This is a genomic window from Streptomyces sp. NPDC046862 (assembly GCF_040704615.1).
Lineage (GTDB): Bacteria > Actinomycetota > Actinomycetes > Streptomycetales > Streptomycetaceae > Streptomyces.
In genome coordinates, this window is record NZ_JBEYXP010000003.1 from 320,380 (window position 1) to 341,842 (window position 21,463).

General features: G+C 70.5%; 19 protein-coding genes and 2 pseudogenes. 15 read left to right on the forward strand and 6 right to left on the reverse strand.

Annotated elements, in window-relative coordinates:
- The first annotated feature begins 19 nt into the window (after positions 1–19).
- The 6 genes from AB0959_RS04920 (at position 20) to AB0959_RS04945 (ending at position 6,996) form a co-directional block, all read left to right on the forward strand.
- Complete coding sequence (locus tag AB0959_RS04920) at positions 20–748, forward strand: glutamine amidotransferase (RefSeq protein WP_366824848.1); 729 nt, start codon at positions 20–22, stop codon at positions 746–748.
- Positions 749–1,016: 268 nt separating this feature from the next.
- A complete protein-coding gene (locus AB0959_RS04925) occupies positions 1,017–2,042 on the forward strand; it encodes a 6-phosphofructokinase (protein WP_366824849.1) in 1,026 nt (341 codons plus the stop codon).
- 176 nt (positions 2,043–2,218) lie between these two features.
- On the forward strand, positions 2,219–3,163 hold the full coding sequence (locus AB0959_RS04930) for a cytochrome c oxidase assembly protein (RefSeq protein ID WP_366824850.1): 945 nt from the start codon (positions 2,219–2,221) through the stop codon (positions 3,161–3,163).
- Positions 3,164–3,352: 189 nt separating this feature from the next.
- Positions 3,353–4,777 carry a DUF6777 domain-containing protein gene (locus AB0959_RS04935; protein ID WP_366824851.1) on the forward strand — a complete coding sequence of 475 codons (1,425 nt, stop codon included), beginning with the start codon at positions 3,353–3,355 and terminating at the stop codon, positions 4,775–4,777.
- Between the two features lie 49 nt (positions 4,778–4,826).
- Positions 4,827–6,824 (forward strand): protein kinase, encoded by a 1,998-nt coding sequence (locus AB0959_RS04940; RefSeq protein ID WP_366824852.1) that lies wholly within the window; start codon positions 4,827–4,829, stop codon positions 6,822–6,824.
- Positions 6,825–6,837: 13 nt separating this feature from the next.
- Positions 6,838–6,996 carry a hypothetical protein gene (locus AB0959_RS04945; RefSeq protein ID WP_366824854.1) on the forward strand — a complete coding sequence of 53 codons (159 nt, stop codon included), beginning with the start codon at positions 6,838–6,840 and terminating at the stop codon, positions 6,994–6,996.
- Positions 6,997–7,015: 19 nt separating this feature from the next.
- On the opposite strand, the gene AB0959_RS04950 is transcribed toward AB0959_RS04945, so the two are convergent.
- Genes AB0959_RS04950 through AB0959_RS04965 form a run of 4 tightly spaced genes read right to left on the reverse strand, consistent with a single transcriptional unit; the run spans position 7,016 to position 11,181 of the window.
- Entirely contained in the window at positions 7,016–8,233 is a 1,218-nt protein-coding gene (locus tag AB0959_RS04950; RefSeq protein WP_366824903.1) for a histidine kinase, read from the reverse strand.
- 1 nt (position 8,234) lies between these two features.
- Positions 8,235–10,013 carry a cation acetate symporter gene (locus AB0959_RS04955; RefSeq protein WP_366824855.1) on the reverse strand — a complete coding sequence of 593 codons (1,779 nt, stop codon included), beginning with the start codon at positions 10,011–10,013 and terminating at the stop codon, positions 8,235–8,237.
- Positions 10,014–10,052: 39 nt separating this feature from the next.
- Entirely contained in the window at positions 10,053–10,412 is a 360-nt protein-coding gene (locus AB0959_RS04960; protein WP_366824856.1) for a hypothetical protein, read from the reverse strand.
- Positions 10,413–10,425: 13 nt separating this feature from the next.
- Complete coding sequence (locus AB0959_RS04965; protein ID WP_366824857.1) at positions 10,426–11,181, reverse strand: LytTR family DNA-binding domain-containing protein; 756 nt, start codon at positions 11,179–11,181, stop codon at positions 10,426–10,428.
- A gap of 89 nt (positions 11,182–11,270) precedes the next feature.
- Here AB0959_RS04965 and AB0959_RS04970 point away from each other — a divergent pair, with 89 nt between their 5' ends.
- The 3 genes from AB0959_RS04970 to rocD all read left to right on the forward strand — a co-directional run bounded on the left by AB0959_RS04970 (position 11,271) and on the right by rocD (position 14,041).
- A complete protein-coding gene (locus tag AB0959_RS04970) occupies positions 11,271–11,768 on the forward strand; it encodes an Lrp/AsnC family transcriptional regulator (protein ID WP_366824858.1) in 498 nt (165 codons plus the stop codon).
- 153 nt (positions 11,769–11,921) lie between these two features.
- Positions 11,922–12,752, forward strand: a complete 831-nt coding sequence (gene ddaH / locus AB0959_RS04975) for a dimethylargininase (RefSeq protein ID WP_366824859.1) — start codon at positions 11,922–11,924, stop codon at positions 12,750–12,752.
- On the forward strand, positions 12,749–14,041 hold the full coding sequence (rocD, locus tag AB0959_RS04980) for an ornithine--oxo-acid transaminase (RefSeq protein WP_366824860.1): 1,293 nt from the start codon (positions 12,749–12,751) through the stop codon (positions 14,039–14,041). The genes ddaH and rocD overlap by 4 nt, the downstream gene beginning before the upstream one ends.
- Positions 14,042–14,149: 108 nt before the next feature.
- Here rocD and AB0959_RS04985 read toward each other — a convergent pair whose 3' ends face one another.
- A complete protein-coding gene (locus AB0959_RS04985; protein WP_366824861.1) occupies positions 14,150–14,656 on the reverse strand; it encodes a MarR family transcriptional regulator in 507 nt (168 codons plus the stop codon).
- A gap of 475 nt (positions 14,657–15,131) precedes the next feature.
- Here AB0959_RS04985 and AB0959_RS04990 point away from each other — a divergent pair.
- Positions 15,132–15,686, forward strand: a pseudogene (locus AB0959_RS04990) (SDR family oxidoreductase); the annotation flags it as partial.
- Positions 15,687–15,744: 58 nt separating this feature from the next.
- Here the strand turns inward: AB0959_RS04990 and AB0959_RS04995 are convergent.
- Entirely contained in the window at positions 15,745–16,158 is a 414-nt protein-coding gene (locus AB0959_RS04995) for a DUF6069 family protein (RefSeq protein ID WP_366824862.1), read from the reverse strand.
- A gap of 387 nt (positions 16,159–16,545) precedes the next feature.
- Between AB0959_RS04995 and AB0959_RS05000 the strand changes: the two are divergent.
- The 5 genes and pseudogenes from AB0959_RS05000 to AB0959_RS05020 form a co-directional block, all read left to right on the forward strand.
- Positions 16,546–16,845 (forward strand): annotated as a pseudogene (locus tag AB0959_RS05000) (PfkB family carbohydrate kinase); the annotation flags it as partial.
- 147 nt (positions 16,846–16,992) lie between these two features.
- Positions 16,993–17,943, forward strand: a complete 951-nt coding sequence (locus tag AB0959_RS05005; protein ID WP_366824863.1) for a TIM barrel protein — start codon at positions 16,993–16,995, stop codon at positions 17,941–17,943.
- A 9-nt stretch (positions 17,944–17,952) separates the two neighbouring features.
- Complete coding sequence (locus tag AB0959_RS05010; protein WP_366824864.1) at positions 17,953–19,386, forward strand: sugar porter family MFS transporter; 1,434 nt, start codon at positions 17,953–17,955, stop codon at positions 19,384–19,386.
- A 77-nt stretch (positions 19,387–19,463) separates the two neighbouring features.
- Complete coding sequence (locus tag AB0959_RS05015; RefSeq protein ID WP_366824865.1) at positions 19,464–20,480, forward strand: Gfo/Idh/MocA family oxidoreductase; 1,017 nt, start codon at positions 19,464–19,466, stop codon at positions 20,478–20,480.
- A complete protein-coding gene (locus tag AB0959_RS05020) occupies positions 20,477–21,343 on the forward strand; it encodes a sugar phosphate isomerase/epimerase (RefSeq protein WP_366824866.1) in 867 nt (288 codons plus the stop codon). The genes AB0959_RS05015 and AB0959_RS05020 overlap by 4 nt, the downstream gene beginning before the upstream one ends.
- Positions 21,344–21,463 lie beyond the last annotated feature (120 nt).

Below are 21,463 nucleotides of genomic sequence, written 5' to 3' on the forward strand. Positions count from 1 at the left end.
ATCCGTAAGGAGTGACTTCATGAGCGACAACAGCCTGCGGGTCGTCTGGGTCTACCCGGACCTGCTCAGCACGTACGGCGACCAGGGCAACGTCCTCGTCGTGGAACGCCGGGCACGCCAGCGCGGCCTCGACGTGGCCCGGCTCGACGTGCGCAGCGACCAGCCGATCCCGACCTCGGGTGACATCTACCTGATCGGCGGCGGCGAGGACCGTCCGCAGCGGCTCGCGGCCGAGCGGCTGCGGCGCGACGGCCACCTGTACCAGGCCGTGCAGAACGGGGCGATCGTCTTCTCCGTGTGCGCCGGCTACCAGATCCTCGGCCACGAGTTCATCAACGACCTCGGCCAGCGCGAGCCCGGCCTCGGCCTGCTCGACGTGACGTCGACGCGCGGCACGGGCGAGCGGTGCGTCGGTGACGTGCTCGGCGACATCGACCCGCGCCTCGGCCTGCCGCCGCTGACCGGCTTCGAGAACCACCAGGGCATCACGCACCTCGGCCCCACCGCCCGTCCGTTGGCACAGGTGCGCATCGGCAAGGGCAACGGCACCGGGGACGGCACGGAGGGCGCGTACAACGACACGGTCTTCGGCACGTACATGCACGGTCCCGTGCTCGCCCGCAATCCGCAGATCGCCGACCTGCTGCTGAAGCTGGCGCTGGACGTCAACGCGCTGCCGCCGACCGACGACCGCTGGTACGAGGCGCTGCGCAACGAGCGCATCGAGACCGCGCAGCAGCCTGCCTAGCCCGCCGCACGGCCACTCGTCCGAGGGGTCCGGGGAGTCCGAGAAACGGTTCCGCGGGCCCCTCCGTGCCGCATACGACCACCCGTGCGACCACCCGTACGACAACCCGCACGGCAGCCCGTATGACAAGGCCCGCGCTCACCTGTGCGGCCGCGTCCAGCAGGCGGACGCCCGGTACGGACCAGCCCCCTCCCGCCGGTAGGGTGGCCGCGATCCTGCCGGACAGCGCGGTCCGGTCCCGGTCCATGTGGAGAAGGTATTTCGGGCTATGCGCATTGGTGTGCTCACGTCCGGCGGCGACTGCCCCGGGCTGAACGCAGTCATCCGGTCCGTCGTCCACCGTGCCGTCGTCGACCACGGTGACGAGGTCATCGGCTTCCGGGACGGCTGGAAGGGTCTCCTGGAGTGCGACTACCTCAAGCTCGACCTCGACGCGGTGGGCGGCATCCTCGCTCGCGGCGGCACGATCCTCGGCTCCTCCCGGGTCCGGCCCGAACACCTGCGTGACGGGGTGGAGCGGGCCAAGGGCCATGTCGAGGAGCTCGGCCTCGACGCGATCATCCCGATCGGCGGCGAGGGCACCCTCAAGGCGGCACGCCTGCTGTCCGACAACGGCCTGCCGATCGTCGGCGTGCCGAAGACCATCGACAACGACATCGCCGTCACGGACGTCACCTTCGGCTTCGACACCGCCGTGGGCGTGGCGACCGAAGCTCTGGACCGGCTGAAGACCACCGCCGAGTCCCACCAGCGCGTGCTGATCGTGGAGGTCATGGGCCGCCACACCGGCTGGATCGCGCTCCACTCCGGCATGGCGGCCGGCGCCCACGCCATCGTCGTTCCCGAGCGTCCCTTCGACATCGACGAGTTGACCGCGAAGGTCGCCGAGCGGTTCTCGGCGGGCAAGCGGTTCGCCATTGTCGTGGCGGCGGAGGGGGCCAAGCCGAAGGCCGGCTCCATGGAGTTCGACGAGGGCGGCAAGGACGTCTACGGGCACGAGCGGTTCGCCGGGGTCGCCCGGCAGCTCTCGGTCGAGCTGGAGGAGCGGCTCGGCAAGGAGGCGCGGCCGGTGATTCTCGGGCATGTCCAGCGTGGGGGTACTCCCACGGCGTACGACCGTGTGCTCGCGACGCGGTTCGGGTGGCATGCGGTGGAGGCCGTGCACCGGGGGGAGTTCGGGCGGATGACCGCGTTGCGGGGGACCGACATCGTGATGGTGTCACTGGCGGAGGCCGTGGAGACGTTGAAGACGGTGCCGGATGAGCGGTACGCGGAGGCGGAGTGTGTTCTGTGAGTGCCGCTGAGAGCTCGGTCCATGAGGTCTGTCGCGGACTGCGGGTCGTGTGTGGTTGATCGCGCAGTTCCCCGCGCCCCTTACTGGAACCGCCCCCGGCGACTTGCGTCGCCGGGGGCGGTTCTAGTCTGGTGCGGACAGACTGCGCTCAACCCCCACGAAACAGGAGCCGGCGGATGGATCACAGCGGGCACGGCACGGAGCTCTTGCCCTTCACGCTGGGGCGGGGGCTCGGGTGGTCGGCTGACCCGTTCTTCCTCGTCGGCTGCCTCGTGGCGCTGGGGCTGTACGGCTGGGGAGTCGTGCGGCTGGTGCGGCGCGGGGACAAGTGGCCGGTGGGGCGGACGGTCGCGTTCGTCCTCGGTGTGCTGCTCGTGATGCTGATGATGTGCACCAAGCTGAACGACTACGGGATGGTCATGTTCAGCGTGCACATGGTGCAGCACATGGTGATCAGCATGCTGGCGCCGATCCTGCTGCTGCTCGGGGCGCCGATCACGCTGGCGCTCAGGTCCCTGCCGGTCGCGGGGAAGGGGCGCAAGGGGCCGCGCGAGGTGCTGCTGATGCTGCTGCACAGCCGCTATCTGCGGATCGTGACGCACCCCGCGTTCACCATCCCCCTGTTCATCGCGAGTCTGTACGCGCTGTACTTCACGTCGCTGTTCGACTTCCTCATGGGGTCCAAGCCGGGGCACATCGCGATGATGGTGCACTTCCTCGCGGTCGGCCTGGTGTTCTTCTGGCCGATCATGGGCGTCGACCCCGGCCCGCACCGCCCCGGCTACCTGATGCGGATGCTGGAACTCTTCGCGGGCATGCCGTTCCACGCGTTCTTCGGCATCGCGCTGATGATGGCGTCGGAGCCCATGGTCGAGGCGTACCGGAACCCGCCGGCCTCGCTCGGCATCGACGCGCTCGCCGACCAGAACGCCGCGGGCGGCATCGCCTGGGCGTTCAGCGAGATCCCCTCCGTGCTCGTGCTGCTCGCGCTGCTCTTCCAGTGGCACGGCTCCGAGCAGCGGCAGGCCAGGCGCCTGGACCGCGCGGCCGACCGCGACGGTGACAAGGAACTCGAGGCGTACAACGCCTATCTGGCCTCACTCAACGCGCGCGGTCGCTGAGTCCCGTTCTCTTCAACCGAACCCCCCTTCTCCTTTCGGTAACTCGCTCCTCTCTCATATTTCACCTTGACTGAAAGGCTTTTCCATTCAGTAGCATGGTGACGGGGGAAACCACCGCCGGGGGGAGCGGTCATGACCGTGCGCGCATGCTTGCGAAGGGCCGGAAAATCAGCTGTTCGAAGGACCGCCGTGCTGCTGGCGGGAGTTCTGATCGCCAGCGGATGCGACTCCGGGCCACCCGAGTTCGCGGTGAAGGCCGTCGCAGCCGGAATACCGTCTCTCGCACCTTTTTTCGAAGAGGACGGACAGCTGGGCGAGGACGCCACCATCGCGTCGCAGCCGCCGCACAGCGGCCTGCAGCAGGGCAACGCACCGGGGTTGTACGGGGGCAGCGGGAAACCCAGGATCTGTGATGTCGAGCGCCTCAAGGAATTCCTCACCAACCCCAAGAACGACCAAAAGGCCCGTGAATGGGCGCGCATCGTCGGCATCAAGCCGGCCCGCAAGGACCGGATCGAGGAATACCTCGACGGCCTCACACCGGTTTTCCTGCGTCACGACACCCTTGTGGTGAACCACGACTACAAGAAAGGCAGGGCCGTCGCCTTCGACGCGTTGCTGGAGGCGGGGATCGCGGTTCTGGTGGACGACAAGGGCATGCCCGCGGTGAAGTGCTCATGCGGAAACCCTTTGCGGCCCTTCGACAAGAACCCCGAACACATCGCTGTCGAGTTCGACGACGGCAACACGAAGTGGGACGGATTCGACGAGTCCGACGTGGTGACGGTCCGGCCGGCCCCGCAGACACTCGACCGGGTCGTGCTCGTCGACGTCCACGACCCCGACCGGGGCATCACCCGGCCCGTCGGCAGCGACGGTGAGCAGGACAGTTCCTTCGACGCGACGGAGGAGCACAAGGTCCCCAGCGTGACCGGGATGTCGTTCGGCGCGGCCGGCCAGAAGCTCGCGGGACTCGGCCTGGCGGTGGCGTACTCCGGTGACGAGCTGCCCCCCGCCGACGCGCGGGTGACCGGCTCCGAGCCCGGCCCCGGCACGGAGCTGAGGTTCGGGGAGGCCGTGACGCTGGAGGTGAGGTCTGTCGGAGACGGGAAGCCGAGCAGGGGTTCGAGGACGGGGCCGTCGCCGTCCGAGGACAGCCCGGCCGGCAGCCCGACCGACAGCCCGACGGGTGAACCGACGACGCGCGAACCGACAACGCGCGAACCGACGACGAGTGAGCCCACGACCGACGAGCCCACCACCAGCGAGCCCACGAGCCAGGAGCCCACCACCAGCGAGCCCACCACGAACCGGCCGACGACCACCGAGCCCACGACCGACGAGCCGACGTCCGCCGCCCCCAGCACGACCGAGCCCAGCACCACCAAGCCCACCACGACCGAACCCACCACAACAGAGCCCAGCACCACCAAGCCCGGCACCACCGAACCCACCACGACCGAGCCCGTCACCAGGGAACCGCCACCCGGCGAACCCGCGTCGAGTGCCCCCGTCACCAAGGAACCGCCACCCAGCGAACCCGCGTCGAGTGCCCCCGGCTCGTCCGGTGATCCACCTCCCGAGGAAGCCGTCCAAAGCCCGAGCCCGGCCTAGCCACGCACCCCACCGCACCGCACCGCACCGCACCCCGGAGAGTGACCGGATGGAAGAAGGAGCACCCGACGCCGGAGTCGGCCGGACCATCGCCGGCCGGTATCTCCTGCTGAAGCGGCTGGGCAGTGGCGGCATGGGCCACGTGTGGCTCGCCCACGACCAGCAGCTGGCCTGTGAGGTCGCCCTCAAGGAGATCGTGTTCCGCGACCCTGCCGAGGCCGACCGTGACCGTTCGGCACGGATCGCCCGCGCCCGCGTGGAGGCCCGGCACGCGGCCTGGCTGCGCGACCACCAGAACGTGGTGACCGTGCACGACGTCCTGGAGCACGAAGGTCTGCCCTGGATCGTGATGGAGTACGTGCCGGGCGCGATCGACCTGCGCGCCCTGGTCGCCCTGCGCGGCCCCCTGGCACCGGCGGAGTGCGCGCGCATCGGCCTGGCCGTACTGGACGCACTGACCGCCGGACACGAGCGGGGCATCATGCACCGGGATGTGAAACCGGCCAACATTCTGCTGGCGCCGGACCGCACCGGTTCGCCGTACGCACGGGTCCTGCTCACCGACTACGGCATCTCCGTGCGGCCCGACGGCACAGACACCCGGCTCACGGGCACGAACGTCCTGGTCGGCACCGCCGGGTACCTGGCTCCCGAACGGGCCGACGGCGGACAGCCCACCCCGGCGGCGGACCTGTTCTCGCTCGGCTGCACGCTCTACTACGGCGTCGAGGGGTACGGCCCCTTCGAACGTGACTCGGACCTCGCGGCGGTCGCCGCCGCCGTGCTGGAGGAACCGCGTCCGCCCCTGCGGGCCGGAGCGCTGGAACCGGTGCTGGCCGCCATGCTCGCCAAGAACGCCGCTCACCGGATCACCGCCCGGGAGGCCGAGGCCGGGCTCTCCGCCATCGTCACTCCCCAGTCGCCCGTGCGTACGGAGCCGGCCCCGGGCTCGGAGCCGCCGTGGGCGAGCGGGTCGACCGAGACCGCGGTCTCCCGGGCCGCGCGGGTCCAGGGGGCGGGTACGCCCTGGCACGCCCCGGCGGCTCCAGCGAAGTCCTCCGCCGCGCCGCCCGGCCAGGAGACACCACTCGGCCGGCAGCCCGAGAGCCCGTTCTCCCCGCCCGCGGCCCACCTGGGGGCCTTCGCGGAGGTCCTGGCCTCGGAGCCGGGTCCCTGGGCCACGGGCAGCGGTGGTCCCGTCCCCCCGGTGCGCGCCGGTCACCCCCGCGGCGGGCGCCGTCGCGTCCTGTCGGCGCTCCTGGGCGGCCTCCTCGGGCTCGCTCTCGTCGGCAGCGGGAGCTGGTTCTTCATGGCTATCAAGGCGAGGGCCGACGGCGAGAAGCCGTACGGTGACGCCGTCGGGCTGAGCAAGCCGCTGAAGGACGGTGACTGTGTGAACGCCGTCTGGCCGGACGTTCCCTTCACCGGCAGGCCCCGGCTCTCGGTCGTGGAGTGCGTCGTCGGCACCGCCCCGGACGGACAGGTGATGACGGTGTACGAAGCCGGGTCCGCGGACGAGGCGCGCGCGGCCGGCACCGCCCAGTGCGAGCAGCGCACCGAGGAAACCCGGGAGAAGCTGGCGGCCGTCCGCACCTATGCCGTCGTCCCGACCGGCGACGGCTTCGACACCGCTCGGCACCGTGTCGCCTGTCTGCTGCTGGGCTCCACCGGGCCGGTTTTCGGCCCTCTCGGGCACCATCGCCGGATGGGGACGACGATTCCCGACACGGCCACCCTGCAGAAACAGGACTGTCTCGAGGTCCTCTCCAAGAAGGGGGCGAAGCTCGTCCCGTGCGACGGCCCCCATGACGAGCGTGTGCTCGGGTTCGCCTCGCTGAAGTCGAGGACGACGTACAAGCAGGCCACGGAGGGCAGGGCTGCCGAGGCCTGCCGGGAGAACCTGCCTCCGCAGGACTACGGCTATGACCCGAACAGTTACGAATCCGACTACTGGGCGAGCGAAAGTGCCTGGAACACGTCCTCGCATTACGTCGTCTGCACCGTTCAGTTGCAAAACGGAGGCACCATGGAGGGGGATCAAGTCTGAGGAGGGTGTTGCGATGCCCGGTTCTACGAAGGCGATGGGGGTGCTCACCATGGGTGGGCTCGTCGTGGTGACGGCCTACACCGTGGCCCTCGGTTCCAACGGCTGGCTCTGGTTCGGCTGGGTCGTCCTCGGTTTGATCACGCTGGGCATGGTGGCCTCCCGCAACCCCTGAGGCCCCCGGCACCCGCGGCTCACTCCCGGGGCAGTCGTCCCCCCGAGTGCACGCCCGGCTGGTACTTGGGCAGCCGGGCGGTGATCTTCATACCCGCGCCCACCGCGGTCTCGATGACGAGGCCGTGGTCGTCGCCGTACACCTGGCGCAGCCGCTCGTCGACGTTCGACAGGCCGATGCCGCCCGAGGGGCTGACCTCTCCGGCGAGGATGCGGCGCAGGACGTCGGGGTCCATGCCGACGCCGTCGTCCTCGATGACCACCAGCGCCTCGGCTCCCGCGTCCTGGGCGGTGATGCTGATGTGACTCGTGCCTCCGGCCGACGCGCCGCCGCCCTCCAGGCCGTGCTTGACGGCGTTCTCCACGAGGGGTTGGAGGCAGAGGAACGGCAGCGCGACCGGGAGGACTTCGGGGGCGATCTGGAGGGTGACCGAGAGGCGGTCGCCGAAGCGGGCCCGGACGAGCGCCAAGTAGTGGTCGATGGCGTGGAGTTCGTCGGCGAGGGTGGTGAAGTCGCCATGCCTGCGGAACGAGTAGCGGGTGAAGTCGGCGAATTCCAGGAGGAGTTCGCGGGCCCGTTCGGGGTCGGTGCGGACGAACGAGGCGATCACCGCGAGCGAGTTGAAGATGAAGTGCGGGGAGATCTGGGCGCGCAGTGCCTTGATCTCGGCCTCGATGAGGCGGGTGCGGGACTGGTCGAGGTCGGCGAGTTCCAGTTGGACGGAGACCCAGCGGGCGACCTCGCCCGCCGCCCGGACGAGGACGGCGGATTCTCCGGGCGCGCAGGCGACGAGGGTGCCGTGGACGCGGTCGTCGACGGTGAGGGGGGCGACGACGGCCCAGCGCAGCGCGCAGTCGGGCTCGTCGCACTTCAGGCGGAACGCCTCGCCGCGGCCGGTCTCCAGCGGGCCGGCGAGCCGTTCCATGATCTCGGTGCGGTGGTGCTCCCCCACGCCGTCCCAGACGAGGACCGCCTCGTGGTCGGTGAGGCAGAGCGCGTCCGTGCCGAGCAGGGTGCGCAGCCGCCGGGCGGACCTGCGGGCCGTCTCCTCGGTGAGTCCGGCGCGCAGCGGGGGCGCCGCGAGCGAGGCGGTGTGCAGGGTCTCGAAGGTGGCGTGCTCGACGGGCGTGCCGAGCCCGCCGAGGCTGCGTCGGCGGGCGGTGCGGCGGCCGAGCCAGAACCCGGCGGCCAGCATCGGGAGCACGGCCACGCACACTCCGGCGAGGAATCCGGTGATCTCACCCGCCCCCACGCGTTCTCACCCTCCTCCACGAGTCGGCGCCCGCCTCGGTCTCCTTGGCAGGGCCGGGGCTCTGGCCTGCGGCGAGCGCCTCCGGCAGGTGGAAACGCGCCAGGATCGCCGGGGTCCCGGCCGGGACCCTCCCGGGCGTCGCCAGCGACACGAGCACCATCGTCAGGAACCCGAGCGGCACGGACCAGAGCGCGGGCCAGGCCAGCAGCGCGTGCAGAGGCCCGCCGCGGGGGTAGCCCGCCATGGTCGCGGCGACCGCGACGAGTGCCGCTCCCCCGCCGACCAGCATCCCGGCCGCCGCGCCCGGCGGGGTGAGCCGCCGCCACCAGATGCCCAGCACGAGCAGCGGGCAGAACGACGAGGCGGACACGGCGAAGGCGAGGCCCACCGCGTCGGCCACCGGCAGTCCGCCCACCAGCGCGCTCGCGGCGAGCGGCACGGCCATCGCGAGTCCCGTGGCGAGCCGGAAGTGCCGTACCCCGCGTGAGGGCAGCACGTCCTGGGTGAGCACGCCCGCCACGGCGATGGTCAGCCCCGACGCGGTGGACAGGAAGGCGGCGAACGCCCCGCCCGCGACCAGCGCGCCCAGCAGGTCGCCGCCCAGCCCGCCGATCATGCGGTCGGGCAGCAGCAGCACGGCCGCGTCGGCGTCACCGGTGAGGGTGAGTTCGGGGGCGTAGAGGCGGCCCAGCGCGCCGTAGAGGGGCGGGAGGAGGTAGAAGGCGCCGATCAGGCCGAGGACGACGACCGTGGTGCGGCGGGCGGCGACCCCGTGGGGGCTCGTGTAGAAGCGGACGACGACGTGGGGCAGGCCCATGGTGCCGAGGAAGGTGGCGAGGATCAGTCCGTACGTGGCGTACAGCGGGCGTTCCTCTCGGCCCTCGGCGAGGGAGGTCGACATGCCGCCGTTGGTGCCGCGGTCCGCCACGGGGACGGGATCGCCCTCGGTGAAGGTCAGCCGGGTGCCGGCCTCGATGCGGTGGGTGCCTGCGGGGAGGTCGACGCGCTCGTCCTCGTGGCGGCGGCCGTCGATCGTGCCGGTCGCGGTGACGTCGAGCGGACGGTCGAGCTTGAGGTCGAGGCCGGCGTCGACGCGGACGACCCGTTGCTCGCGGAAGCGCGCGGGTTCGTCGAAGGCGTGGCGCGGGGCTCCGTCGCCCTGCCAGGCGAGGACGAGGAAGAGGGCGGGGACGAGCAGCGCGGTGAGCTTGAGCCAGTACTGGAAGGCCTGCACGAAGGTGATGCTGCGCATGCCTCCGGCGGCGACGGTCGCGACCACGACGGCCGCGACGATCACCCCGCCGAGCCAGTCGGGTGCGCCGGTGAGCACGGTGAGCGTCAGCCCGGCGCCCTGGAGTTGGGGCAGCAGGTACAGCCAGCCGACGCCGACGACGAAGGCCCCGGCCAGGCGTCGTACGGCCTGTGAGGCGAGCCGGGCCTCGGCGAAGTCCGGCAGGGTGTACGCACCCGAGCGGCGCAGCGGGGCCGCGACGAACAGCAGCAGCACGAGGTAGCCCGCCGTGTAGCCGACCGGGTACCAGAGCATGTCGGGGCCCTGGACCAGGACGAGGCCCGCGATGCCGAGGAAGGAGGCGGCGGACAGGTACTCACCGCTGATCGCGGCCGCGTTGAGGCGCGGGCCGACGGTGCGGGAGGCCACGTAGAAGTCGGAGGTCGTCCGTGAGATGCGCAGGCCGAACGCGCCGACGAGGACGGTCGCCACGACGACGAGCGCGACCGCGGGTACGGCGTAGTTCTCGTTCACTGTGCTGAACCCCTCGTTGAACCTCTCGTGCCCCGGCCCTCAGCGGTCCTCGACGAGCCGCGCGAAGTCCCGCTCGTTCCGCTCGGCGCGGCGCACGTGCCACAGGGCGAGCAGGACGAGCGGCGGGTAGATGCCGAAGCCGAGGACGGCCCATACGAGGCCGGCGCTGTCGGGCATCGCCGCGAACACCAGGGGCAGCGGCCCGACGAGCAGGACCAGCACCGCGAACCCCAGCAGTGCGGTGCGGAGTTGACTGCGCATGAGGGAGCGGACGTAGGTGTGGCCGAGGGTGGTCTGTTCGTCGATCTCGGTGCGGGGGCGGTAGTAGCCGAAGGTGCGGCGCCGGCGCCGGGGCACTCCGGTGACGACGACGCGGCGCTCGGTCGGGTCCTGGGGCATGTGCGAGGCCCCTTCAGCCCGTGGTCCGGCGCATCAGCAGGTCGCGCAGCTCGCGGGCATGGCGGCGGCTGACCTGGAGCTCGATATCGCCGACGAGGACGCTCACGGTGCCCGCGTCGAGGCGGAGTTCGGCGATGTGGCGGAGGGCGACGAGGTGGCGGCGGTGGATGCGGACGAAGCCGCGGGCGCGCCAGCGCTCCTCCAGGGTGGAGAGCGGGATGCGGACGAGGTGGCTGGCCCGGTCGGTGTGCAGCCGGGCGTAGTCGCCCTGAGCCTCGACGTGGGTGATGTCGTCGACGGCCACGAAGCGGGTCACGCCGCCGAGCTCGACGGGTATGTGGTCCGGGTCGGGCTCGTGCACGGGTATGGGCGGCGCGGTGTCGAGGAGTTCGGCGGCCCGGCGCACGGCCTCGGCGAGCCGTTCCCGGCGGACGGGCTTGAGTACGTAGTCGACGGCCTTGAGGTCGAAGGCCTGGACGGCGAAGCCCTCGTGGGCGGTGACGAACACGACGAGCGGCGGGCGGGCGAAGCCGGTGAGCAGGCGGGCCATGTCGAGCCCGTCGAGGCCGGGCATGTGGATGTCAAGGAAGACGACGTCGATCGCCTCGGGTCCGCCCGGACCCGACTCCAGTGCCCGGTTGATGCGGCGCAGCGCCTCGGTGGCATCGCTCGCGCCCTCGGCACTGCCGACCCGTGGGTCGGCCCTGAGCAGGTACAGAAGTTCCTCGAGGGACGGGTTCTCGTCATCGACGGCGAGCGCGCGCAGCATGACCCCGGAGTCTAGGAGTAATCCGTACGCCTGCACACGTGCCGGGCGTGGACGTACGCGCTGGATATCAGCCGGATACAGTGCCGACCATGAACAGCAGGCCGGCGCCGTTCGACGAGCTCGACCGGAAGATCATCACCGCGCTGATGGCGAACGCCAGGACCAGCTTCGCCGAGATCGGCGCGGCGATCGGGCTGTCGGCGACCGCGGTCAAGCGGCGCGTGGACCGGCTGCGGGACACCGGAGTGATCACCGGGTTCTCCGCCACCGTGGAGCCCTCGGCGCTCGGATGGCGCACGGAGGCGTACGTGGAGGTGTACTGCGAGGGCGCGGCGCCGCCCCGGCGGCTGGCGGAGGTGGTGCGCAACCATCCGGAGATCGTGGCCGCGATGACGGTGACGGGGGGCGCGGACGCGCTGCTGCACGTACGGGCGCGGGACGTGGAGCACTTCGAGGAGGTGCTGGAGCGGATCCGGATCGAGCCGTTCATCCGGAAGACGATCAGCTACATGGTGCTGTCCCACCTCCTCCCGGAAAGCCCGGAAGCGGGCGCCAGCCAGCCCGCGCCTCCAGGACCGGTGACGTAACGCCGCCAAACGCACCAGACGTGCGTCGTTCCCTCTGAGAACGCAGCATTCCTGCACCGACACGCAGTCTTCTGCTCTTGTCGCTCGCCGTAGCCGCTTCCTACCTTGGAGTCACCCCCAAACCCGCACCGCAGGAAGCGGAGGAACCCCTCTGTGCCTGAGAACCGTGTGCCGCGCCGGCGGCGCTTCCTCGTCTGCGAACCCAGACACTTCGCCGTGCAGTACGCGATCAACCCGTGGATGCACCCGGACCGACCCGTCGACGTCGATCTGGCCCGCGGCCAGTGGGCGGAGCTGATCCGCGCCTATCGCGACCACGGCCACACCGTGGACACCGTCGAGCCCGTCGCGGACCTCCCGGACATGGTGTTCGCGGCGAACTCCGCGCTCGTCCTCCAGGGCCGTGTCTTCGGCTCCCTCTTCCACGCGCCCGAGCGGCGCCCCGAGTCCACCGCCTACGAGACCTGGTTCCGGGCCGCCGGCTACGACGTGTGCCGACCGGACTCGGTGTGCGAGGGCGAGGGTGACCTGGTTCCGGCCGGCCGCTGGATCCTGGCCGGGACCGGCTTCCGTACGACCCGCGAGGCGCACCACGAAGTGCAGGAGTTCTTCGGGGCCCCCGTGATCAGTCTCCAGCTGGTGGACCCGTACTTCTACCACCTGGACACCGCGCTGTTCGTCCTCGACGAAGGGGACGACGGGTCGGACGGGAACATCGTCTACTACCCGGAGGCGTTCTCGCCCGGCAGCCGCGGGGTGCTGGCACGGCTGTACCCGGACGCGGTGCTCGCCACCCGTCAGGACGCCATGGCGTTCGGGCTGAACTCGGTGTCCGACGGCCGCCACGTCTTCATCGCCCCACGCGCCAAGGAGCTGGCCGACCAGTTGGCGCGCCAGGGCTACGTTCCCGTCCCCGTCGACCTGTCGGAGTTCCACAAGGCCGGCGGCGGCATCAAGTGCTGCACTCAGGAGATCCGCTCATGACCGCTCCCGTCCGTACGCAGTCCGCCGACGACGTCGCGCAGTCGGCCGCCGACACCCGCGTGCAGTCCTCCGGCCACGCTCCCCGTTCGTCCGCCGAACTGATCCGCGCCGAGGAACCGGTCCTCGCGCACAACTACCACCCGCTGCCCGTGGTCGTCGCCCGCGCGGAGGGCACCTGGGTGGAGGACGTCGAGGGCCGTCGCTACCTGGACATGCTGGCGGGCTACTCGGCGCTCAACTTCGGCCACCGCCATCCGGCACTGATCGAGGCCGCCCACCGACAGCTCGACCGGCTGACCCTCACCTCACGGGCTTTCCACAACGACCGGCTCGCCGAGTTCGCCGAGGGTGTGGCCGCGCTGACGGGCCTGGACATGGTGCTGCCCATGAACACGGGCGCCGAGGCCGTGGAGAGCGCGGTGAAGGTGGCCCGGAAGTGGGCGTACGACGTGAAGGGCGTGCCGGCCGACCGGGCGACGATCGTCGTGGCGGCCGACAACTTCCACGGCCGTACGACGACGATCGTCAGCTTCTCGACGGACCCGACGGCCCGTACGGGCTTCGGCCCGTTCACCCCCGGCTTCCGGATCGTCCCGTACAACGACCTCGCCGCGCTGGAGGCGGCCGTCGACGAGACGACCGCGGCCGTGCTGATCGAGCCCGTCCAGGGCGAGGCGGGCGTGATCATCCCGGACGAGGGCTATCTGGCCGGCGTCCGCGAACTGACCGCCCGCGCCGGCTGCCTGTTCGTCGCTGACGAGATCCAGTCGGGCCTGGGCCGCACGGGGCGCACCCTGGCCGTCGAACACGAGGGGGTCCTGCCCGACCTCGTGCTGCTCGGCAAGGCGCTGGGCGGTGGCATCGTGCCCGTATCGGCCGTGGTCGGGCGCCGGGACGTCCTCGGTGTCCTGCGTCCGGGCGAGCACGGGTCCACGTTCGGCGGCAACCCGCTCGCCGCGGCGGTCGGCTCGGCGGTCGTCGAACTGCTGGCGACGGGTGAGTTCCAGCGCCGGGCGGCCGAGCTGGGCACGGTACTGACGGACGGACTGACCGCGTTGCTGGGCCGGGGCGTTGTCGGTTTCCGGGCGCGCGGGCTGTGGGCGGGCGTCGACATCGATCCCGTGTTCGGCACGGGCCGGGAGATCAGCGAGCGTCTGATGGCCGAGGGAATTCTGGTCAAGGACACCCACGGCTCGACGATCCGCCTCGCTCCACCGCTCACGATCACGGCGGAGGAGCTGCGGTCGGCGCTGGGTTCCCTGGAGGCGGTACTGACGCACAGGGCGTGAGGTTCGTGGTGACCGCCGGTCTGCGGCTGCCCTGACGACGGCACCTCACTGGTACGGACGCCGCCGCCCCACCGGCGGCGCGGCCGCCCTACCGGCGGCGCGGCCGCCCTACCGGCGGCGCCAGGGCAGTACCTCCTGAGCGTCCCCGGCGGCTTCGGCGCGCTGCAGTGCGGCGTTGATCGCCTCGCCGATCTCCGCGAACTGGCGTACCTGCTCCGGGGTCAGCGCGTCGAAGACGGCGCGGCGCACGGCCTCGACGTGCCCCGGCGCCGCCCGCTCCAGCAGCTGCTGCCCCTGCGGGGTCAGGACCGCGAGCTGGTTGCGGCGGTTGCCGGGGGCCTCCTGCCGGTCCACGTAACCGGCCTCCTGGAGGCGGGTCACGGCATGGGTGAGCCGGCTCCGGGTGATCTTCAGACGCTCGGCCAGCTCGGACATGGTCAGCGTGCGGTCGGGGGCGGTGGAGAGGTGGGCCAGGAGGCTGTAGTCCGCGTGAGTCACCCCTGCGTCCCGGCGCAGCTGCCGGTTGAGATGGTCGGACAGCAGCGTGGAGAAGTCGATGTAGGCCAGCCAGGCCCGCCGCTCCTCGCTGTCGAGCCAGCGTGGCGAAGAGGTCATGGCCGCAGCCTATCGATTCACGATTGAAGCTTCAAACGATTGCGCTGAGGAGATCGATCGGTGGGCTGCAACCTCGCGCCACAGCGCCGTGGGCCGCGGGTTGTGGGTCATAGGCCGCGGGCGGGGGGTTATGGGTCGTAGGCCGTGGGTCGCGGGTCTTGGCTCGTGGGTCTTGGCTCGTGGGTCCGGGCCATCCACGCCATGGATGGCCCGGACACGGGATTCGGATCGCGCGGAGGATGGCGGCACTTCCCGGGGCGGCCCATAGTCGTGCATACCCGCACGCAGCTGTCCGGACCAGCCGCCACCGTGCGGCAGTCCCCAGCATGCCGTGCGCCGTCGGCGCCCGTGAAAGGCATGCCCGCTCCGTACCACGTTCCCTGCAGTCGCCATACCCGGTTCCGCCCCACCGCCTCCCACCGCGGTCGATGACGCCTCTCCGGCGTCCGTCGCCGTCTCGGGCCCGGCCCACCGCGACCTGCACGAGGCGTACGGCCAGGTGCACGGCCTGGTCAACAACGCGGGTGTCACCTGGCGGGCCCGGATCGACCACGTGCGCCCCGAGGACATGGCCCAGGTCCACGAGGTCAACGTCACCGGGCCGCTCCTCGGCATCCAGCACCTGGTGCCGCTGATGCGCCCTGGGGCGTCGATCGTGAACGTCGGTTCGTCCGCGGCGTTGACCGCCCACTACCCGGTCGCGTACACGGCCAGCAAGTGGGCACTGCGCGGTCCGTCGAGAACCGCGGCCATGGAACTGGGGCCCCGGGGCATCCGCGTGAACATCGTTCATCCCGGTTTCATCGAGACCGACATGACGGCCTCGGCGGCACCCGCGTTCTGCGAGGCGAACCTCCGCGAGACGCCGCTCGGCCGCACCGGAACCGTCGACGACGTCACCCCGCTCGTCGTCTTCCTCCTCTCCGACGACTCCGCCTTCGTCACCGGCGCCGAGATCCCGGTCGACGGCGGCCTCACCGCGCACGGCGGCACCAAGTCGATCTCGGACGCCCTGCGCCGAGGTGCCTGAGCCGACAACGATGCCGACATCGAGCAGCCGGGCGCGGGCGGGGACAGCGGCAGGTGCTTTAGGACAGCGGCATGACCTTGCGGTACGCGAACACCGCGACCGCCGCGACCACCACGTGCATCAGGAGCACCGCCCCGACTCCGACCACACCGCCGTCGCCGAAGAGCAGGAAGTCGGGACCGAAGGACACCACGACGGCGGTCGGCACCAGCCAGCGCACCAGCGCCTCGGGGGCCTTGGCCACCTTGCGGATGATGGCCCAGCCCACGGCTCCGGCCACCACTCCGACCGCCGTCAGGAAGATGTACGAGCCGGGCTTCAGTGGCTGGAAGTCGTCGGGCGCACCCGCGGCCAGGGCAACGAGAGCGAGCACCGCGTCGGCCAGCGAGGCCACCACGATCGCGGCAAGCACACCTCCCGCCACGACGAGCGGACCACGGCGGGCAGCGACGGCGTCAGAGGCAACAGACATGGGAACTCCAGGGGGGACGGCGAGACGAGCACCGAAACCTGATACTTGAATGCTCAAGCGAGAGTCTCACCCAATACGTTTGAAACTTCAACCCCGCCCGCAAGCCGCACGGGATCCGCGCGTGGCAGCCTTCGCGCGGAATCTCGACACCCGCCCTCGCGGCGACGTCCGCCATCGTGGGCCGCCACCTGCCCGATGCGCCCGCTCGCGACCGCCCGTCACCGCGCCCGACTGACGGGCGGTCCCGAAATCTCCCGGCAACAAGCTATTGACATGACATTTGGACAGGGGCCATCGTACTCGCACTAGAGCGCGCTAGTAGAGCGCGGCAGTGACGTCCTCCCACGACACTCCCCGGAGCCTGTCGGAGCGAAGGGATATGCAGCGATGCCGTTCGAAGTGCTGACCATGGGCCGTGTCGGAGTGGATGTGTATCCGCTCCAGACCGGGGTGGGACTGGCGGAGGTCACCTCGTTCGGCAAGTACCTGGGCGGCAGTCCGACGAACGTCGCCGTGGCCGCGGCCCGGTACGGGCGTTCCGCGGCTGTGATCACCAAGACGGGCCGGGACCCGTTCGGCGAGTTCGTCCGGCAGGCACTGGACGGCTACGGCGTCGACAGTCGGTACGTGGGGGTGTCGGACATCGCGCCGACGCCGGTGACGTTCTGCGAGATCTTCCCGCCGGACCGCTTGCCCCAGCCCTCACACCACATCGCCGCCGGGTTCGACTTCCCCACCTCCAGCTGACACCGCGACGCGGCACTGCCTCGTCCGGCACATCTCCCTGTCCTTTTTCCCTGTCCCCTTTGCCCCCCTCCTTGAAGGACGTACACCATGGCAACGACGCCATCCCCCCTCCGCACCGTCGTGGGCAACCTCTGTCTCGGCTCCGCCCCCGACTCCTGGGGCGTCTGGTTCCCCGAGGACGAGCACCAGGTCCCGTACACCCGCTTCCTCGACGAGCTGGTCGCGGCGGGCTACCAGTGGCTGGAGCTCGGGCCGTACGGCTATCTCCCCACCGGCCCCCAGCGCCTCAAGGACGAGTTGGACGCCCGGGGGCTCCAGGTCTCCGGCGGCACCGCGTTCGGCGCGCTGCACCGGCCCGAGGCCTGGGACGACATGCTCGCCCACGTGCGTCAGGTGGCCGCCCTGACCGCCGCCGCGGGCGCCCACCACCTGGTGTTCATTCCGCCCATGTACCGGGACGAGAAGACCGGCGACTTCACCGAGCCGCCCGAGCTGACCGCCGAGCAGTGGGCGGGCTTCGGCAAGGCCGCCGACCGGCTCGGCAGGCTGCTGCTCGACGAGTACGACGTACGGCTCGTCATCCACCCCCACGCCGACAGCCACATCCAGACCCAGCCGGAGATCGAGCGACTGCTCAACGAGTCCGACTCCCGCTACACGAACCTGTGCCTGGACACCGGGCACGTGGCCTACGGCGGCGGCGACAACCTCGACCTGATCCGCCGCTTCGGCGAGCGCGTCGGCTACGTCCACATCAAGCAGATGGACCCCGAGATCCTCGCCCAGGTCACCGCAGAGAACCTCTCCTTCGGCGAGGCCGTCAAGCGCGGGGTGTGCGTGTCGCCTCCGGCGGGCGTGCCCAAGCCCGCCGACGTGGTGGCCGAACTCTCCCTGCTGGAAGCCGAGTTGTTCGTCATCGTCGAGCAGGACCTGTACCCGTGCGCTCCCGAGGTGCCACTGCCCATCGCGGTCAGCACGCGTGAGCACCTGGCCGGCTGCGGCCTGACCGGTACCCGACGCTCCACCGTCAACCAGTAGGAGGTGGCCATGGACGTCAGCAACGACACATCCCAGGCCCCCGCACCCGCCACCGCCGTCCCCGACGACGCCCCTCCGGCTGTCTCCCGGCGGCTGCGGATCATCACCCTCGTCGCCACCTTCGGCGGACTGCTCTTCGGCTACGACACCGGAGTCATCAACGGCGCGCTGCCGTACATGACCGACGACCTGGGCCTGACCCCGGTCACCGAGGGCATGGTCACCAGCTCGCTCCTCCTGGGGGCCGCCCTGGGCGCCGTCACCGGCGGACGGCTGTCGGACGCGCGCGGACGGCGCCGGACCATCCTCGTCCTCGCCGTGCTGTTCTTCGTCGGCGCGCTCGGCTGCACCCTCGCCCCCACGACCGCGGTCATGATCGTGGCACGCTTCGTGCTCGGCCTCGCGGTCGGCGGCGCGTCGGTGACCGTGCCGGTCTACCTCGCCGAGGTCTCGCCCGCCGAACGGCGTGGCGCGCTGGTCACCCGTAACGAACTCATGATCGTCACCGGGCAGTTGCTCGCCTTCACCTCCAACGCGATCATCGCCCGGGTGGGCGGCGAGTCCGGCGGCGTCTGGCGCTGGATGCTGGTCGTGGCCACGCTTCCGGCGGTCGTGCTGTGGTTCGGCATGCTGGTCATGCCGGAGAGCCCGCGCTGGCTGGCCTCCCAGAGCCGCTTCAACGACGCCCTGGACGTGCTCAAGCAGGTTCGCTCCCAGCAGCGGGCCGAGGCCGAGCTGAGCGAGGTGTCCGCGCTCGCCGTGAAGGACGAGCAGGAGAAGCTCGGCGGCTGGGCGGACCTCAAGAGCACGCCGTGGGTGCGCAAGCTGATGTTCGTCGGTTTCGGCATCGCGATCGTGCAGCAGATCACCGGCGTCAACACGATCATGTACTACGGCACGCAGATCCTCACCGACGCCGGATTCGCCGCCGACAGCGCGCTCACCGCGAACATCGCCAACGGCGTCATCTCGGTACTCGCCACCTTCGTCGGCATCTGGCTGCTGGGTCGCGTGAACCGTCGCCCGATGCTGATGGCCGGTCAGATGGGTACGACGGCGGCGCTGTTGCTGATCGGCGTCTTCTCCCTGGTGCTGCCCTCCGGTGACGGCCGTGCCTTCGCCGTGCTGGCGATGACGGTCACGTTCCTCGCCTTCCAGCAGGGCGCGATCTCGCCGGTGACCTGGCTGATGCTGTCGGAGATCTTCCCGATGCGCATGCGCGGATTCGGGATGGGTGTCGCGGCCGTGGTGCTGTGGCTGACCAACTTCGTGATCGGCCTGGTCTTCCCTTCCCTGGTCTCCGGGATCGGGATCTCGAACACGTTCTTCCTCTTCGTGGTGGCGGGTCTGTTCTCTCTCGCCTTCGTGAAGCTGTACGTCCCCGAGACCAAGGGCCGCACGCTCGAAAACCTCGAAGCGGAGCTCAAGGCCCGCTTCTCCTGACCTCTCCCCCCATGGGCCGGGAGCGCAAGGACTCCCGGGCACTCCCGGCCCTCGCAAGCCCTTCGAAGGGAACTGCCATGACCGTACGTGTAGGTGTCATCGGCGCCGGCTGGATCGGCAAGGAGCACATCCGGCGACTCACCGACACCGTCACCGGCGCCCGCGTCACCGCGGTGACCGACATCGACGCCGCCCGCGCCGAGGAGGCGGCGTCGCCGGTCGGCGCCCGTGTGCTGCCCGACGGCGCGGCCGTGGTCGCGGCGGACGATGTCGACGCGGTGCTCGTGACGTCCTGGGGCCCGACCCATGCCGAGCACGTGCTGAACGCGATCGCCGCCGGGAAGCCGGTGTTCTGCGAGAAGCCGCTGGCCACGACCGCCGAGGACTGTCTGAGGATCATCGAGGCCGAGACGGCGCGTGGCCGCCGCCTGGTCCAGGTCGGCTTCATGCGCCGCTACGACGCCGGCTACCGGCAGATGAAACAGGTCATCGACTCCGGCCGCATCGGTGAGCCGCTGATCGTGCACTGCGCCCACCGCAACCCGACCGTCCCGGAGTCGTACACCTCCTCGATGGCCGCCCTGGACACCGCCGTGCACGAGGTGGACGTACTGCGCTGGCTGCTGGACGACGAGATCGTCTCCACCCAGGTCATCACCCCGAGGACCACCAGCAAGCGGTTCGCGCACCTCAAGGACCCGCAGATCATGCTCTTCGAGACCGCGAAGGGCGTCCGCATCGATCTGGAGGTCTTCGTCAACTGCCAGTACGGCTACGACATCCAGTGCGAGGCGGTCGGCGAGGAGGGGCTCGTCCGGCTGCCCGACCCGGCCGCCGTCGGTGTCCGCACCGCCGCTCGGCACAGCACCGAGGTGCTCGCGGACTGGGTGGGCCGCTTCCGCGACGCCTTCGACACCGAGTTCCGCGAGTGGATCGCGGGCGTCGCCGCCGGCGACGAGCCCACCGGCCCCTCGGCATGGGACGGCTACGCCGCCACCGTCATCACCAGCGCGACCGTGGAGGCCCTGGAGTCGGGCCGCGTCGTCGCCACGGACCTCAAGCCCCGGCCCGCACTCTACGGAGGTGTCGCGTGAAGATCGCCCTCGACCCGTACATGTTCCGCGCCCTGTCCATCGACGACATGGTGCGCACGGTCGCCGAACTCGGCTACGACTACATCGAGTTGTCCCCGCGCGACGACTTCATGCCGTTCTTCCTGCATCCGCGGGCGGACGACGATCGCGTGGCGGCGTTCAAGAAGTCCCTGCGTACGCACGGCGTCCAGCTGTCCTCGGTGCTGCCGCTGTACAAGTGGTCCTCGCCCGACGAGACCGAACGGCAGGCCGCGGTCCGCTACTGGAAACGGATGATCCAGATCACCGCCGACCTCGAATGCCCGCTGATGAACTCGGAGTTCAACGGCCGCCCCGAGCGCGCCGCCGAGAGTGAGGCCGCGTTCTGGCGCTCACTGGAGGAACTGCTGCCCCTGTTCGAGCGTGAGGGCATCGCGCTCAACCTGGAGGCCCACCCGGACGACTTCTGCGAGGAGAACACCCCCGCCGTCGACCTCGTCCGCGCGATCAACAAACCGTGGGTGAACTACCTCTACTGCGCCCCGCACACCTTCCACCTCTCCGGCGCCGATCCGGTGGCGGACATCGCGGCGATGATGCGCTACGCCGGCGACAAACTCCAGCACGTCCACATCGCCGATTCCTTCAACCACAAGGGTTCCTCGGGCCTGCGCTACATCCTCAACCCGCCCGGCACCCCCGCCCGCATCCACCAGCACCTCGACATCGGCCAGGGCGAGGTCGACTGGGACACCTTCTTCGGCACCCTGCGCGAACTGAACTTCGACGGCGTGGCCACCGCCTGCGTGTTCGCCTGGGAGGAGCGGGCCAAGGATTCCTCCGCGTTCATGCTCGACCGCATCACCAAGGAACTCGCCGCCTGAAACCCGGCTCCATAAATTCCGTGGATTCCGTGGATTCCGTGGATTCCGTGGATTCCGTGGATTCCGTGGATTCCGTGGATTCCGTGGATTCCGTGGATTCCGTGGATTCCGTGGATTCCC

Excerpts from the sequence above, each read along its gene's own strand:
- AB0959_RS04920 (WP_366824848.1), top strand. The coding sequence starts at position 20 with ATGAGCGACAACAGCCTGCGGGTCGTCTGGGTCTACCCGGACCTGCTC.
- AB0959_RS04960 (WP_366824856.1), bottom strand. The coding sequence starts at position 10,412 with ATGCCCCAGGACCCGACCGAGCGCCGCGTCGTCGTCACCGGAGTGCCC.
- AB0959_RS04945 (WP_366824854.1), top strand. The coding sequence starts at position 6,838 with ATGCCCGGTTCTACGAAGGCGATGGGGGTGCTCACCATGGGTGGGCTC.
- rocD (WP_366824860.1), top strand. The coding sequence starts at position 12,749 with ATGACCGCTCCCGTCCGTACGCAGTCCGCCGACGACGTCGCGCAGTCG.
- AB0959_RS05005 (WP_366824863.1), top strand. The coding sequence starts at position 16,993 with ATGGCAACGACGCCATCCCCCCTCCGCACCGTCGTGGGCAACCTCTGT.
- AB0959_RS04940 (WP_366824852.1), top strand. The coding sequence starts at position 4,827 with ATGGAAGAAGGAGCACCCGACGCCGGAGTCGGCCGGACCATCGCCGGC.
- AB0959_RS04970 (WP_366824858.1), top strand. The coding sequence starts at position 11,271 with ATGAACAGCAGGCCGGCGCCGTTCGACGAGCTCGACCGGAAGATCATC.
- AB0959_RS05015 (WP_366824865.1), top strand. The coding sequence starts at position 19,464 with ATGACCGTACGTGTAGGTGTCATCGGCGCCGGCTGGATCGGCAAGGAG.
- AB0959_RS04965 (WP_366824857.1), bottom strand. The coding sequence starts at position 11,181 with ATGCTGCGCGCGCTCGCCGTCGATGACGAGAACCCGTCCCTCGAGGAA.
- AB0959_RS04985 (WP_366824861.1), bottom strand. The coding sequence starts at position 14,656 with ATGACCTCTTCGCCACGCTGGCTCGACAGCGAGGAGCGGCGGGCCTGG.
- AB0959_RS04995 (WP_366824862.1), bottom strand. The coding sequence starts at position 16,158 with ATGTCTGTTGCCTCTGACGCCGTCGCTGCCCGCCGTGGTCCGCTCGTC.
- AB0959_RS04925 (WP_366824849.1), top strand. The coding sequence starts at position 1,017 with ATGCGCATTGGTGTGCTCACGTCCGGCGGCGACTGCCCCGGGCTGAAC.
- AB0959_RS05010 (WP_366824864.1), top strand. The coding sequence starts at position 17,953 with ATGGACGTCAGCAACGACACATCCCAGGCCCCCGCACCCGCCACCGCC.
- AB0959_RS04930 (WP_366824850.1), top strand. The coding sequence starts at position 2,219 with ATGGATCACAGCGGGCACGGCACGGAGCTCTTGCCCTTCACGCTGGGG.